The sequence below is a fragment of the Halarchaeum acidiphilum MH1-52-1 genome (assembly GCF_000474235.1).
GTDB classification, from domain to species: domain Archaea; phylum Halobacteriota; class Halobacteria; order Halobacteriales; family Halobacteriaceae; genus Halarchaeum; species Halarchaeum acidiphilum.
Map to the genome: position 1 here is coordinate 1 of NZ_BATA01000031.1, position 13,331 is coordinate 13,331.

At 58.2% G+C, this 13,331-nt stretch carries 15 protein-coding genes and 3 pseudogenes; 9 read left to right on the forward strand and 9 right to left on the reverse strand.

Annotated elements, in window-relative coordinates:
• The first annotated feature begins 155 nt into the window (after positions 1 to 155).
• Complete coding sequence (locus tag AOZ13_RS07060) at positions 156 to 491, forward strand: hypothetical protein (protein WP_021780192.1); 336 nt, start codon at positions 156 to 158, stop codon at positions 489 to 491.
• Here AOZ13_RS07060 and AOZ13_RS07065 read toward each other — a convergent pair.
• On the reverse strand, positions 474 to 878 hold the full coding sequence (locus AOZ13_RS07065; RefSeq protein ID WP_020221867.1) for a zinc ribbon domain-containing protein: 405 nt from the start codon (positions 876 to 878) through the stop codon (positions 474 to 476). The genes AOZ13_RS07060 and AOZ13_RS07065 overlap by 18 nt on opposite strands.
• A 149-nt stretch (positions 879 to 1,027) precedes the next feature.
• On the opposite strand from AOZ13_RS07065, the gene AOZ13_RS07070 reads away from it, so the two are divergent.
• Positions 1,028 to 2,248 carry an RNA-guided endonuclease InsQ/TnpB family protein gene (locus AOZ13_RS07070; RefSeq protein WP_020221866.1) on the forward strand — a complete coding sequence of 407 codons (1,221 nt, stop codon included), beginning with the start codon at positions 1,028 to 1,030 and terminating at the stop codon, positions 2,246 to 2,248.
• Between the two features lie 59 nt (positions 2,249 to 2,307).
• Here AOZ13_RS07070 and AOZ13_RS07075 read toward each other — a convergent pair.
• Positions 2,308 to 2,532 (reverse strand): annotated as a pseudogene (locus AOZ13_RS07075) (nucleotidyltransferase domain-containing protein); the annotation flags it as partial.
• A pseudogene (locus AOZ13_RS07080) lies at positions 2,529 to 3,196 on the reverse strand (RNA polymerase subunit sigma-70). The pseudogenes AOZ13_RS07080 and AOZ13_RS07075, both read right to left, overlap by 4 nt.
• A gap of 416 nt (positions 3,197 to 3,612) precedes the next feature.
• Between AOZ13_RS07080 and AOZ13_RS07085 the strand changes: the two are divergent.
• The 4 genes from AOZ13_RS07085 to AOZ13_RS07100 all read left to right on the forward strand — a co-directional run bounded on the left by AOZ13_RS07085 (position 3,613) and on the right by AOZ13_RS07100 (position 6,047).
• Positions 3,613 to 4,431: a ParA family protein gene (locus AOZ13_RS07085; protein WP_049933955.1), complete on the forward strand. Its 819-nt coding sequence runs from the start codon at positions 3,613 to 3,615 to the stop codon at positions 4,429 to 4,431.
• Complete coding sequence (locus tag AOZ13_RS07090) at positions 4,428 to 4,835, forward strand: hypothetical protein (protein ID WP_020221863.1); 408 nt, start codon at positions 4,428 to 4,430, stop codon at positions 4,833 to 4,835. Before AOZ13_RS07085 ends, AOZ13_RS07090 begins: the two co-directional genes overlap by 4 nt.
• Before the next feature lie 207 nt (positions 4,836 to 5,042).
• Positions 5,043 to 5,585, forward strand: a complete 543-nt coding sequence (locus tag AOZ13_RS07095) for a DUF7342 family protein (protein WP_049933957.1) — start codon at positions 5,043 to 5,045, stop codon at positions 5,583 to 5,585.
• Between the two features lie 3 nt (positions 5,586 to 5,588).
• A complete protein-coding gene (locus AOZ13_RS07100) occupies positions 5,589 to 6,047 on the forward strand; it encodes a hypothetical protein (RefSeq protein WP_081641553.1) in 459 nt (152 codons plus the stop codon).
• A gap of 56 nt (positions 6,048 to 6,103) precedes the next feature.
• Here the strand turns inward: AOZ13_RS07100 and AOZ13_RS07105 are convergent, their stop codons facing one another.
• From AOZ13_RS07105 to AOZ13_RS07115, 3 genes are read right to left on the reverse strand one after another with little or no spacing between them, the layout of a single operon-like run.
• The gene (locus AOZ13_RS07105) at positions 6,104 to 7,369 is read right to left on the reverse strand and encodes a tyrosine-type recombinase/integrase (RefSeq protein ID WP_021780197.1); all 1,266 of its coding nucleotides are present in this window, start codon (positions 7,367 to 7,369) and stop codon (positions 6,104 to 6,106) included.
• Positions 7,370 to 7,375: 6 nt separating this feature from the next.
• Entirely contained in the window at positions 7,376 to 7,810 is a 435-nt protein-coding gene (locus tag AOZ13_RS07110; protein WP_020221150.1) for a PIN domain-containing protein, read from the reverse strand.
• Positions 7,811 to 8,059 carry an AbrB/MazE/SpoVT family DNA-binding domain-containing protein gene (locus tag AOZ13_RS07115; protein ID WP_020221149.1) on the reverse strand — a complete coding sequence of 83 codons (249 nt, stop codon included), beginning with the start codon at positions 8,057 to 8,059 and terminating at the stop codon, positions 7,811 to 7,813.
• A 392-nt stretch (positions 8,060 to 8,451) separates the two neighbouring features.
• On the opposite strand from AOZ13_RS07115, the gene AOZ13_RS07120 reads away from it, so the two are divergent.
• Positions 8,452 to 9,837, forward strand: coding sequence for an ATP-binding protein (locus AOZ13_RS07120; RefSeq protein WP_020221148.1), 1,386 nt, complete (start codon positions 8,452 to 8,454; stop codon positions 9,835 to 9,837).
• Positions 9,838 to 9,936: 99 nt separating this feature from the next.
• Here the strand turns inward: AOZ13_RS07120 and AOZ13_RS07125 are convergent, their stop codons facing one another.
• Entirely contained in the window at positions 9,937 to 10,299 is a 363-nt protein-coding gene (locus tag AOZ13_RS07125) for a nucleotidyltransferase domain-containing protein (RefSeq protein ID WP_148286705.1), read from the reverse strand.
• 335 nt (positions 10,300 to 10,634) lie between these two features.
• Positions 10,635 to 12,243: pseudogene (locus AOZ13_RS15695) on the reverse strand (transposase).
• A 157-nt stretch (positions 12,244 to 12,400) separates the two neighbouring features.
• Here AOZ13_RS15695 and AOZ13_RS07135 point away from each other — a divergent pair.
• A complete protein-coding gene (locus AOZ13_RS07135; RefSeq protein ID WP_020221146.1) occupies positions 12,401 to 12,838 on the forward strand; it encodes a HEAT repeat domain-containing protein in 438 nt (145 codons plus the stop codon).
• Positions 12,839 to 12,841: 3 nt separating this feature from the next.
• A complete protein-coding gene (locus tag AOZ13_RS07140; protein ID WP_020221145.1) occupies positions 12,842 to 13,084 on the forward strand; it encodes a NifU family protein in 243 nt (80 codons plus the stop codon).
• Between the two features lie 120 nt (positions 13,085 to 13,204).
• On the opposite strand, the gene AOZ13_RS15265 is transcribed toward AOZ13_RS07140, so the two are convergent.
• Positions 13,205 to 13,327, reverse strand: a complete 123-nt coding sequence (locus AOZ13_RS15265; protein WP_021780199.1) for a hypothetical protein — start codon at positions 13,325 to 13,327, stop codon at positions 13,205 to 13,207.
• Positions 13,328 to 13,331: the final 4 nt, after the last annotated feature.

Sequence of the window (13,331 nt, forward strand, 5' to 3'; positions counted from 1 at the left end):
GGGGTGGCGTTCTTTAAGTCCCATCCCATAGGTTGATGAGTCCGGTGAGGACAACCGGCTGAGCAAGATTACAGGTATCCAAGACCGTCTCTGTCGTATTAACCAACAAAAATATGGATTCCCGAGTCGTGTTGGTTAATACAAGGAGATAGCTGATGTCCTACGATCCACTAACCCCACCGTCAGACCTCCCCTCTAGATTAATCGACATCCTCAACGAGTCTTCGCCAGAACGCCTTCGGGACGTAGCTCGCTACGCCGAAGCACTCGCTGAACACAAAGAGCGTGAGGCCCGTCTTGAGGAGGAAGCGAGAGAAAACGAGATTGAAGAACGTCCTGACGATCTTCCGGATGACGTCCCGGCGAAGGCCACAATCACGATTAAGGAAATCAACGACAACCGCTACTACTACTGGCAGTGGAGAGAGGGAGACAAGGTGACGTCAAAGTACAAGGGACCGGTTTCAGACGAGTCATCGACCCACGACTGAAGTCGTGGGCTTGTCCGTGGACTCCCGGTCTGACGACGAAACGTCGTAGGCGGTGTAATCGCCATTCCCGTTCACCATCCCGGACTTGAGGGCGAGATGACCGTCGCACAACCCAGAGGGGCGTTTGCCCTCTGGCATAGTTAGCAATTTGAGACCGATGTTCTTCGCTGCGTTATAGTTGCCGTCCACCGAATACCCACACTCGTTACACTCGAACCAGCCAGTCTCGCTGTCGCGGTTCGTGCTTGATTGATGTCCGCACTTCGAGCACGTCTGCGAAGTAAACGCGGGCGGTATTCGCTCGACACGAATCCCATACTCGCTAGCCTTGTACGCGAGCATCTCGTGGAGTTCGCGGAACGCCCAGTTGTGCATCTGACGCTTCACTCGGTCGTTCCTCTTGATTCCGAGGTGGAAACCCCCCGCTTTAGCGGGGGGCGGAAACCGACATGGTGGGAACCAACCGCCGGAAGATGGCTGGCCGACTCCCCTATGCTACCGTATCACTTATGAATCTATGCCTCTACATATGAAGTATGGCGGAGGTACGTCGCACGGTCGTCGTCAAACTTGATGTAGACGACAGCGACGCAACTCTCCTCCACGAAACCATCAAGGAGTACCTGTGGGCGTGCAACTACGTCGTCCGCGACGCATGGCAGGACGACTACAAACCCACGTCCAAGACCAAACCCCACGAGCGGACGTACTCCAACGTGCGCGAACAGACACGGCTTCAAGCCAATCTCGTTCAATCCGCACGCAACCGGGCTGCCGAAGCTATCAAGGGCGTCGTCGCCCGCTGGCAGAACGGCAAGAAGGCGTCACAACCGCACTTCACGACTCCGTCCATCAGATACGACAAACGGAGTGCGACGTTCCACGACGACCACGTATCCCTCTCCACGGTGAACGGACGTATCGAAGCCGAGTACGTCCTGCCGCCGGAGGGGGACAATCCGCACACGAAGTACCTCTACGACGACTACTTCGAGGTTACGGGTGCGACGCTTCAGTACCGCGACGCGACGGACACCTTTTTCCTCCACATCGGAACGAAGGCCGACGTGGAGTCCGAGATACCGGACGATTCAGAAGGCGACACCGAGAACAGCACAGTCCTCGGTGTCGACCTCGGTATCGAACAGATTGCCGTCACGTCAACCGGGCTGTTCTGGAGTGGCGACTACCTCAATCACCGTCGCCGGGGGTACGAGCGGGTGCGTAGCGACCTTCAACGGACAGGAACGGAGTCGGCCCATCGAACTATCGAGCGGATGGGCGATCGAGAGACGCGGTGGGTCGAGGACGACCTCCACCGTATCTCGAAAGCCATCGTCCAAGAGGCCGTCACGCACGGGTGCGACCGGATCGCGTTCGAGGAGTTGACGGACATCCGCGACCGGATGCCCGGCGCGAAGAAATTCCATGCGTGGGCGTTCCGCCGTCTGTACGACTACACGGCGTACAAGGCCGAAGCGGTGGGTATCAACGCCACGCAAGTAGACCCAGCGTACACGTCCAAGCGGTACTCGAAGTGCGGGACGACGCTGGACGAGAATCGCCGGTCACAAGCGAAGTTCTGCTGTCAGAAGTGCGGGTACGAGGTCAACGCGGACTACAACGCGGCGAAGAACATCGGATTTCGGCTACTCCGTGCGGGGCAAAAGTCTCCGCACGGAGGGGCGACACGTCACCTCGCCCTGAAGTCGGGGACGCTGAACGTGAATGGCGGCTACTCGCCTGCCACCCAGTAGGGTCGGCCAGAACGTGAGTCCACCGACAAGCTCCGCCCTTTAGGCCCGAGAAGGTGACAGAACCACTCCTTGGCGTGGCTATCTGTTTCTTCGAAGCCTCGACGTTCGAGGAACTCGGCGAATTCAGCCTTAGAGTCTGGCGCGACGACGATATCGAGATCTGTGGAGAAGCGCGCGTTGAACGCCGAGACAGCGTAGCCACCGACGAGCACGTACCTATGTTCCTCCTGAGTGAACTCCTCGAGTAACTCGATGAGCGCGTCACTTCGGTTGTGGAAGCTCATAGTTGCGCCCGCTCCGCCTCCCGGTATGCGACGCCGAGGTCAAGGTCCTCGTACATCCGGTCAAGCATCGCGAGTGCCGACTGGAACTGGGTGTAGTGTTCGCGCATATACTCGATTGTCTCGGTTATCGGGATTACTGGGTAGCCTTCGACGCGATCGATGTCGAGTGATGGGTGTGGTTCGAGGACGATCTGCAACGGGCCTGTGAGAGTATCTCGGGGCTGTCGCTCGAATGCCGTGGGAAGGTCGAGTGAGTCGAAAAAGGCCTCCCAGGCGTCGACGTCTTGTTCACTGACGGCTAGGAATAGTGGATAGTCCTCGGGATCGCGGCCGACTTGATAGCCTCCCTGTGTCCACACGTAGACGGCGTCGATTCGCGTGAATGCGAACGGCCAGTCCCCGAACTGTGGGAGAACGTAGGCCTCCTCGATAGTGGGCGGACTAACGCTGGCGCTGGTCGCGACGAGCTCACGTGCGGCGTCCCTCACGCGCTCGTCGACAACAGAGAGGCCATAGTGGACGTACCCTGCTCTTCGAGACGGTTCACGGCCTGCCTCACCGTCTCGTACGGCCTGTGGAGGTTTTGGGCGACACGTCGGATGGAGTCACCACTCTCGATAGTGAGGATGACCTGCGCCGCCGTGTCGTCAAGTACCTCGTACATCTGACGGTCACCAATAATTCGGTAACAGTTAAAAGTCTTACTTGAATGGCTATGAAGCATGATCGCCCATTCCTCTCGAAGGTCGCTCCGATCTCCGTCGAAATGACTCGGAACGAGTATAACGAACTAAACGAACAAAACGAACAGAATGAGAATAACGAATGTGTTGGACGCATTCTGAGGAACGAACTGATTGCGGATGAGCTGGCTGTCCTGTACTCGATGAACGAGAAAAACGAACGAAACGAATAGAACGAACGAGTTGGTGGCAACGAGTATGTTTGATTCAACGAGCGAAACGAGCAATTGGTTTTAACACTGTAGTACTCCTTTCACCGAGTGAAATACCCTCACCGAACCAAACGAACAGAACGAGAAAAACGAACGAAACGAACTATCTGAGGAGAACGAAAGAAATGACTGACACTACTACCGCACGCATCGCCGTGGCGAACCAGAAGGGAGGCGCAGGGAAGACAACCGACGTCATTCATACGGGCGGCGCGCTCGCCGCACGGGGACACGACGTCCTCTTGGTCGACATCGACTATCACGGAGGACTCACCTGCTCACTCGGCTACAACGATCTGTACTACGACACCGACCGCACAACACTCTTCGACGTCCTTGACTTCGATCAGATGGAGTCGGTGAATGACATCGTCGTCGAACACGAGGAATTCGACATCCTCCCCGCGAGCGAGAAACTCGCGAATAACAAGAACATCCAGACGCTGCTTGAGGCGCCGAAGAGCCGAGAGCGGTTGGGGATGACACTCGACGCACTCGATAAGGACTACGACTACATCATCGTCGACACCCCACCGTCACTGAACGTCCTGACCGATAATGCGCTCGTCGCGACCGGGAACGTCATCATCCCCGTTATCCCCGAGAAACTCAACGCCAATAGTCTCCAGATTTTCGCGAAGCAGCTGGGCTCTCTCGAACCCGCGTATGGTGACATCAACCGGCTCGCGATTGTGTGCAATCGCGTCGAGCAGAATTCCGAGCACCGTGGAACTATTGAGGAAATCCAGTCCGCGTACTCGCTCCCCGTCTTCGAGATTCCGAAGCGCACCGACCTCTCCCAATCGATCGGTGATGGTGTCTCCGTCTTCGGCTTCGGGAAGGAGAACAAGAGGGTTGAGGACGCTCGCGAACTGTTCAACGAAATCGCGGATCTACTCGACGAGACGTTCGAGAAGACCGCGCCTGAGGAGGCCGAAGCATGACTGATGGATGGGGTGACGCCTCCGGCATTGAAGGAAATTACGACGATGAGGATGAGACGGCTGATTCCAACGAAATGAGCGAGGCAGACGAAGCGGGCGAAACTAGTTCATTGACCGAAACGCCCGAGCCGAACGCAACGAACGAAACGAGCGGAACGAACAAAACGAAGACGAATATCAAGGACGAGTGGAATGGGCGGACGATCTATATCCCAGACGATATCCTCGCTGATATGGAGGATACGTACCTTGAATCCCAGCTGAAGCTACGCAAAGCGGGTCGAGACGAGTTCAAGAAGAACCGCCATTTCTACCCGCTTCTCGTACAGTTCGGGATTGAGGCACTCTCTGACGCAGACGCCGATGAAATTCAGGCCCGGCTTTCCGACCTCGGGAGCGAGTAGTAGTGAAAACTTGTGGGTGAGATTGAGTCGAATCCCTCCATAAAACCGCTGTGAGTGAGGCTTCTTCGCACCGTTGGCGGACCACTGAGACGAGTAGCTAGTTTGACCGTATCCCGTTCAGCCAGTGTCCTAAGGAAAGGCCGGATACAATTCGATATAGCACGAACCACCTCAAGCTATATTAACACAGAGTGCGAACTATAGCCTATGTCTGAAGATGAATCGGCGTCCGAAAGCGGCCTTCTGTCTCGCCAGATGACCGGCGAAGACCGTGTCCGGATGGCCGCTCGGCAGCTATCGGAGCCGCGAACGGCAAACTGGATCGCTTCTGAAGCGAACTGGTCCCATGAGCCCACTAAACGCGTCCTTGCACGGCTCGTTGACGACGGTATCCTCCATCGTGACGAGAGTGGCACCCACACCACGTACTACCCTGACTACCGTCGCCAGGCGATGCAGGAAGCGATGCGCCTTCGGGACAGCGGGCATACTGTCGAAGAACTCACCGACCGGCTCGCTGAGATGAAAGCCCAGATTCGGGACTGGAAGGACGAATTCGACGTTGAGTCACCGAACCAACTCCGTGGGACACTCGCTGACGAGACGCTCGACGCCGACGAAGAGGAGCATCGTCGCGAAGTCGCACGCGAGTGGGAGCACCTCCAGCGTCGCATCCAGATTGTCGGGTTCGCCGTCCGCGAATGGGACTTCTTGGCACCGTCGACGAAACCAGATGAGGCGAGCAGCTAACCGATGTCGGTCCCGCATCCTGGCGGTGATCCGAACGCAAACCTCTACGCGCAGCTGAAACGGGATGTTCTTGACCGGGTTCCCCAGATAATGGCTGTTGAGTACGTCCCGGATGACGTCGAAGCCAAGCAATTACGAGCGTTCTTTGATCCGGACCGCCTCGATCCACCGACCGGTCCTGACTCGCCGAAGCTCACCATCAAGTGGTATCGTCAGGACCCACATGATTGGTTCCGCATTAACTACACCGACCCAAATACTGGTTTTCACGCGGGGTGGCATCAAGATGAGGACCATCCCGATCTGGGTCTAGCACATCTCCAGTACGCTACCGACGATGAGGAAGACCGATGGGGTATCTCGTTTGAACACGTGACTCCATCGATGGTTCTCTGGGAGATTGTTGAGGAACTACTCAACGAAGTTCGCCCGACACATCAATACCCGAACGACAGTTCGTGACTACTTCTACAATTATCACGGACTGCTATGAGACAGGTCGCTTCGGACGATACGATTCAGCTCTGGAGGTATCTGTCGAAGATGTCTGCGAATTCCTCCTGGACGAGGTCGCGCATGGCGTCAGCACGGGCTTGCCGCCGAGTTCGCTCGTCGAGGTAGTTGCGCTCGGAGACGGAGGCATCACGACTACCCTGTGAAGCCGCGACAGCGGCTGTTCCGGCCTCGATGTCAGGGCGCTGCTGGCGATAGAGCCGGTACCACGTCCGACGCCCCATCTTGGGAAGTGGGTGACGTCCATCAATCTCGACGTCCGCTCGCTCGCCGAAGTCGCGAAACCAACGGCGCGCCGTCTGTGTAGACATCGGCCGACTAATCAACTGTCCAGGGAGGAGGTAGCCGGTCCACTCCTCGTCTTCGGCGAGCGTGTCGATACGCTTGCGGACGGCGTCGACGCCGACGAGTAGCTCGACCGTATTGCGGGTGCGGCGGGCGTTCTTGCGCTGTCCGGCCTCGAAGGCGATATAGGGGACGTCGCCCTCCTCAGGATCGAGTTCGAGCTGATCGACGCGCAACTCGCAGGCCTCAACAGGTCGGAGCCCCCAGCCGGCGAGCGCGAGCAGCAAGAAGCGCTCGTCGGCGTTCGCGACGTCAAGGAGTGCCGCGACGTCGTCGCGTGAAAGCGCCGGATGGTCGTAGATGGGGTCTTCGTCCCAGCCGAAGCGATTCAGCAGATTCTCGGCGGGATTATAGAGGCCACGGCCCATCTCCTCGAGGAAGGTGTACCAGTTTTTGACTGCCGAGACGTACTTCTTCTTCGAGGCAAGCGTCCCCAGCTCGTCGTCGAGGACACGGAACGTATCCCGCACGCGCGCGATTTCGTCGGGTTTCGCCGTCTCGTCCAACAGCGGCGAGAGCAGGTCGCTCGTCTCGTTCATCTCACGATAAGTCGTGACGTACGTCTTTAGTCGCGAGCGCCGCGGCCGAATGGTCGTCGCGGCACGGCCACGGTCACGATCTAGCTCTTCGAGGTAGTCCTCAAGCCCACGAACCGTTGGCTCGTGGTCGATCCCCCACTCGTCGTCCGTCTCGTCCGGGTTCGGCGGGAGGCCGACCGCGTCGTAGAACTCGCCCGGTGAGAGGTCGTACTCCCGGCGCAGACGCTCGACGAACCCCGAGTAGTGGCCCTTCAGCCACGCGTAGGTGGGGGTTTCGCGCTCGGGGTCGACGTCGATATCGGGGTCGTCGCGGAGCGCGGGCGCAATCTCCTCCCGATAGAACTGGGCGAACTCCTCCAGGTCGTCGAAGCGCGCGTAGTTCGGCATCGTCAGTCACTCCGGCTGGTAGGGATTACTCGCGGTATCGAGACGGTAGACGTCGTCAGCGGCGTCGAAATCACCGTCGAACGCGTAGAGATAGCCGAGCCCCTCAGTCTGCATGTAGGCGACGACGCACGCATCCACGAACGAGAAGTGCTCGTACTGCCGAAAGAGAGCTTTTGCGGTGGCGAAGGCGTCGCTGGAAAGCGAGTCGAGGTGGAATCGGGCGTTCTCCTCGACGCGGTCGAGGAAGTCCGTCGCCGCGTCGTGTCCCGCGTGCGTCGTGAGTCCGTTCAGTGTTTCGGCAAGTACGTAGTCAAGCACGACTGCCTCGGGGAGGTCCGCGGTATCGACTCCTTGGAGGATCGGGAGGGCGGCATCGTGACGGCTGTCGCGGCGATACGCGGCCGCGAAGAGCACGCTCGTGTCGATGAGTGCGCGCGGCATCTACGTGAGGTCGACGCCCCAGGCGTCGTGTTCGGACGTCACGTCGGTTTCTTCGTCGCCGTCGTAGCCCTCAAAGTCGCTGAACGTCCCGCTTCGCTGTTGGACGACCTCTACCCGTAGCGTCCCGTCGTCTTCGACCTGCCAGCGCAGTCTGTCACCGTCGTCGATATCGAGCTCACGGCGGATGCGAGCGGGAATGTTCGCCTGATTCCCCGACACCTTGCTTTCCGAATCGACGCTCTCACTCATACTTTACACGAGGAGAGCGACACTTATAATCCTAGTGTGGAGACACACTGATTAATAGTCTTCTGCCTAGCACGGCCTCAGGCCGGTGTTTCGAGACTTTCTTGGTACTTTAGCTGTGTGCTAATTTCTCTGAGCTGCATGGGACCAGATGGGCTTGGAAGGATACGGAGGAGTGAGGAGAAAGCCCCACGTTTCAGAGCGGGGAGGAATCTGACAGCCCCTATACAACTGATTGATGGCACGGAAGGGTATTCCACGCCCGAACCCGCATTCCTGTGTAGGATTTCCTACAGAGATTACGTATGGCGAATTCAGATTAGCCAAGTTTGAGATAGCCAATTCTAAATTAGGCTATTCGAGAGTATTTTATTGGTGGACGCTGATGGATACCTATGGAGCGTTTCGTGGACCGCGAGGAGGAACTATCGCGACTGCGCGAGTGCTATGCGTCCGACAGAGGCGAACTGGTAGTCATTTACGGCCGTCGCCGGCTCGGTAAGACTCAACTCGTGCAACATTCACTCCGCGATCGAGACGACGCCGTCGTCTACCAGGGGACCGAGACGACCGCACAGTTCCAACTCGACGAGTTCGTTGACGTCGCCGCCGAAACGTTTCCCGGTATCACGAACATCAGGCAGAACTGGGAGGCGCTCCTCGGATATCTCGGTGATCAGAACGCCGTCGTCGTCTTAGACGAGTTCCCGTATCTCATCGACGCCGATGAGAGCCTCCCCTCTGTCATTCAGCGCCTCTGGGATCAGCACTTCCAGCAGACGTCCGGCACGCTCGTTCTCGTCGGGTCGTCGATCAGCATGATGGAAGAGGCTGCCCTCCTCGGGAACAGCCCACTTTATGGTCGTGCCACCGCGAAACTGGACCTCCGACCGCTCGACTTCGCTGCCGCCCAGGAGTTCCTCCCAGACGCCTACATGCCCGAAGACCGCGTGTTCGCGTGGGGAGTTTTCGGCGGTATCCCGTACTACCTCGACGGCGTGGACTTGAGTCGGGATCTTGGGACGGTGCTCACCGAGGAAGTCCTCTCACAGCGAGGCTACCTCCACAACGAACCGGAGTACGTCCTCCGCACCGAATTGACCGACCCGAATCGGTACTTCGCGATCCTCACTGCGATCGCAGCCGGGAAGACGACCTCGAACGAGATTGCACAAGCAATCGGGATCGACGGGAAGCAGATCTCGACGTACACGCAGAAGCTCGAACGGTTACGGCTTATCGAACGTGAGGTCCCGCTCACGGAGCAGAAGGCGAAATCCCGCCGCGGCCGGTATCGGCTCCTCGACCCACTGTTTCGGTTCTGGTTCCGCTTCGTCTACGGGAACGAAGACCGCTACGAGCGCCTCGGCGAAGACGCCTACGAGGCACTCATCGAGCCAGAACTCGCGGACTTTGTTAGTCCGGCCTTTGAGACGCTCTGTCAGGACGCGCTCCCGACTCTCTACCCGGACGAACTGTTCTTGGATATCGGGCGCTGGTGGTACAAGGAACACGAACTCGACGTCGTCGGATTCACTGGTGAGGGAACGATGGTCGTCGGGGAGTGCAAGTTCACGAACGCGCCGCTGGACTACAACGCGCTCGCATCACTGGAAGAACACGCCGAAGAGGTCCGGTGGACGCCACGAGACGGTGGAGACGTCGATGTGGAGTACGCGTTGTTCACACGGAGCGGTGCGACTCAAGCCGTCCGCGAAGCGGTCGCCGAGCGTGACGACCTCCAGCTGTTCGGCCTCCAGGACATCGTCCAAGCCACTTGATCGACGAGATTCTCTCCTCGAAGATGTCGGCGAACTCCTAGACGAGGTCACGCCTGGCGGAATTGGTCCTCGACTGCGGCCGCCCCGGGTGCGTCGTCGTCAGGCATACGCACGTCCCTCGGCGACGACGTTCCGAACGAACGGATTCCCTTCGTCCCGATAGCGCTCGAACGTCGATTCGCTCAGGATGTGGAGTTCGACGAGCGGGCCGTACTCGAGCATGACGTCGTACGCGATATCGCGAAGGGAGTCCGCGACGGCGTCATGCTCGACGTCGTCGCGTAGGACGACAAGGACGTCGACGTCACTCGACCGGCCGCTCGCCTCGCTGCGAACGGTCGACCCGAAGACGTACAACTCGGCGACATCGTCGCCGTGGCGAGACCGCGCGCGCTCGACGAACGTCGACGCTGCCGTCTCGTGGGCGCCGTCCGAAAGCGCTTCGTCCGCGGTCTCGCTCATGCGTCGAGTTACGTACTCGGTCGTCATTATCTTTCCCTGAGCAACCGCCGTTGGCTACGGGGAAGACGGCTCGCTCGGTAGTGTGGTGATTCTAAGAGCACGGTTCTGGATGAGTAGAGCGATACGGTCTATTTGCATAGTATTTGTGGTGTGGTGTTGTCCGGGCTAGACAACCAGACAACAGAAGATATTATCGACAACACTCCGGATTGATATGAACCATATCTCGCTATATCGAATTTGCATACCAAAAGATGCCACAGCTTCGGTGGATAGGCCAGTTTTAGGCCAGATTAGCATCAATTCGTGACGCATATCACCGATCAGTCACCGATTTAGATCCCTCTTGGTCGAACACACTCACCCGCGGTAAGTACAGGCGCGTAGTCCATCTCACCATCGACGTCCGCTTTCAGCAGGAAGTCGGTGAGCCGCCAGATATTGTACAAGAGCACCGCGAACACGAAGTAGAACAGGCGAACGCGGTAGTCTTTCGACGATGTCTTCGCAAGGAAATCGTGCTTGATGCTCTTGTACTCGTTTTCGATTTGCCAGCGCCGGCTGTAGCGCCGGCAGAACGATTCAGCTTCCTCCGGACCGACTCGGAGATTCGTCGCGAAGACGGCCGTACCATCGCCACTTGTCGAGGGAACGTACAGGAGACGCATTGGATGCGATCCAGATTCCACATGGACAGAAGCCGACTCAACAGCCACCTCTTGGTCGTCTTCCTCCATTTGTTTGAGTGCATCCCGTTCGGAACTGGAGACCCGCTTGGGAATGAGGTAATTCACATCGAGGTTAGAAAGCGTCTGAAACACTCGTATTGAGTCGAACTCCCGATCACACCGCACTGTCTCGATCGGAACCTGCTCTTTCGCTCGTTGAACGAGTCGCCGCACAGTACGATGAATCAATCTGATTCGATGGGTTCTCATCCCACTCGGAACTCTCTCGCACTGGTTCAACGGCGAGAACGAGCGGAATATTTTGTCCAATGATCGAGAGGGTCGCAAATTTGAACGCTCGACCGTCTCTGCCCTTCGTTCCACTAACCATCGGCATCCCTTCCACATCCCCGTAATAGGGAATAGTCGTGATGTCGATCGCAGCGGTAACTGGTCTCCGAAAGGATGCTTCAGAGGCGATCACGGAGAGCAAGCGGTCCGTCGTCTCATTGAAGCCGTTCACGAGCTCTTCAGGATCGAACTGTTTGACAGCGCGGAGATGAGTATCACCATGGGGGCCGTACTCTTCGCCACGGCGATATTGGAAACGAGTCGCACCCTGCGCGGTTCCGCACCGAACCATCCCCATGAACGTCTGTAACTCGAAAAACTGTATGTCCTCGTAGGAGGCGTTCTGTGCTCGACCAGAGTCGACTCCGTCAAATCCGTGGTCTCGTGCGAGACGTGTCGTCCGGTGAATCTGCTCGTTCGAGAACTCAACGGCCCTGGTCTCGTCTTTCCCATCGTCTTCGGACGACTCGGGTTTCGAGTGAGTGACCTCCCCCTCCGGACGAATAGCAGGGACTGTGATACCATAGTCGTGGATCTCTTTGACCACGAAGTGAGCTGCGACGGTCACGTACTCACGAACACCATCGTCGAATCGATTGTGCCAGGTCCGCGAAAGCACGGACTCGTCGGGGACGTGATCCAGTTCGAACGGTTCGGCGAGTTCCTGGTACGTTTCGAGCGTTCGGTAACTGTCGCCCGTGACCTCCCGGTAGATGAACAGTTGGACCATTCCTTCGAACAAGTCGGGTGCCGGGTGCCAATCCGGATCGCCGTCCATGAGATGTTCTGTGTAGAGGGTTACCCCGCTTACCGCAGCACAGAGACACGCTCCATCACGTAGCGTCTCTGTGAGCTCGATTCCGGTCGTGTAGGCGTGAGTCATCCGGCAGGCACGGTCCGACAGCGGATCCAACGTCTCCGGCATCGGTTCTAGATTGTATCGGCGGGATAGAAGTGGCCGCGGTCTCGTCTGTACAAACACCGTTCGTCGATAGAACCTCACGAGAGGGTTCACAATCCAGCTCGGAACCACCGGATTGAAGCGACTGGTCGTGTAAACCGTTCCCACACTGACCGACCTGATGACTGAACCGGACCAGCCGCCGACGCCCGATCGCTTGCCCGAACTCCTCGAGCGGGGGACACACAAGGAGGTCGTGGCGTATCTCGACCGGCTCGGCGCGGCTGAGACTGAGACCCGTAAGCGTGCGCTGCGGGCAGTTCGGGACGTTGCTACAGAACGGCCCCGCTCCGTCGAGGAACTCGTTGATCCGCTCTCGACGTTCCTGACCGACGAGGACCGAGCTGTCAGGCTGACCACCGCAAAACTGTTCGTCACACCGGCGCAGGCAAAACCGAACGTCGTTCTCTCCGCTGTCGACACTTTAGCTGACCGACTGGCGGACGACGAAGAGTTCTACTACGTCCGGGCACGATGCGCCGAAGCGCTGGACTACGTCGCGCTCAACTCGCCCCAGGATGTCGCCGACCCGGACATGCTGGCCGACCTCCGCATCTGACTGGTGTTCGACGAACCCGAGGTTCGGGATATTGACGAGGAAGCAGGGACGGCGACCGTCGCAATCGGCGACGCCTGTTCGGGTTGTGGCATCGCTCCGACGACGATGAGGACTATCGAACGCCGACTCCCCGAGAGCATCGAAGGTCTCGAAGACGTCGAGGTCGTGGAAGGTCTGCTATCCGAGAGCCCTGATTTCCGTGAAATCGTTGATGAACGCTCCGAAGTCGAGGCCACTCAGTGCTGATTTCGGGTACTGGTCACACGATATTCCCTTCAAGAATACATCAATAATACGTCCAGTGAGGATATATTGGCACACATGAATCTCGAATTCGAATCGGGGGCGCTCGTGTACGCGCTGCTCCTATTCGTCGGCGTTCTCGTGGCAGTGACCGTCGTGAACGTCGCCGTCCTCGGTGCGTCCGTTCGAGGCGCTGCCGTCCGCGGCGTCGCTGTCGGGTTCGGCGCCGTAGCCGCGAACTGGCACCTGA

Bases quoted from the DNA above. Each gene is read 5' to 3' on its own strand.
- AOZ13_RS07105 (WP_021780197.1), bottom strand. From the start codon at position 7,369: ATGCCGAACTACGCGCGCTTCGACGACCTGGAGGAGTTCGCCCAGTTC.
- AOZ13_RS07095 (WP_049933957.1), top strand. From the start codon at position 5,043: ATGTCTGAAGATGAATCGGCGTCCGAAAGCGGCCTTCTGTCTCGCCAG.
- AOZ13_RS07135 (WP_020221146.1), top strand. From the start codon at position 12,401: ATGACTGAACCGGACCAGCCGCCGACGCCCGATCGCTTGCCCGAACTC.
- AOZ13_RS07125 (WP_148286705.1), bottom strand. From the start codon at position 10,299: ATGAGCGAGACCGCGGACGAAGCGCTTTCGGACGGCGCCCACGAGACG.
- AOZ13_RS07120 (WP_020221148.1), top strand. From the start codon at position 8,452: ATGGAGCGTTTCGTGGACCGCGAGGAGGAACTATCGCGACTGCGCGAG.
- AOZ13_RS07085 (WP_049933955.1), top strand. From the start codon at position 3,613: ATGACTGACACTACTACCGCACGCATCGCCGTGGCGAACCAGAAGGGA.
- AOZ13_RS07060 (WP_021780192.1), top strand. From the start codon at position 156: ATGTCCTACGATCCACTAACCCCACCGTCAGACCTCCCCTCTAGATTA.
- AOZ13_RS07115 (WP_020221149.1), bottom strand. From the start codon at position 8,059: ATGAGTGAGAGCGTCGATTCGGAAAGCAAGGTGTCGGGGAATCAGGCG.
- AOZ13_RS07090 (WP_020221863.1), top strand. From the start codon at position 4,428: ATGACTGATGGATGGGGTGACGCCTCCGGCATTGAAGGAAATTACGAC.
- AOZ13_RS07070 (WP_020221866.1), top strand. From the start codon at position 1,028: ATGGCGGAGGTACGTCGCACGGTCGTCGTCAAACTTGATGTAGACGAC.
- AOZ13_RS07100 (WP_081641553.1), top strand. From the start codon at position 5,589: ATGTCGGTCCCGCATCCTGGCGGTGATCCGAACGCAAACCTCTACGCG.
- AOZ13_RS07110 (WP_020221150.1), bottom strand. From the start codon at position 7,810: ATGCCGCGCGCACTCATCGACACGAGCGTGCTCTTCGCGGCCGCGTAT.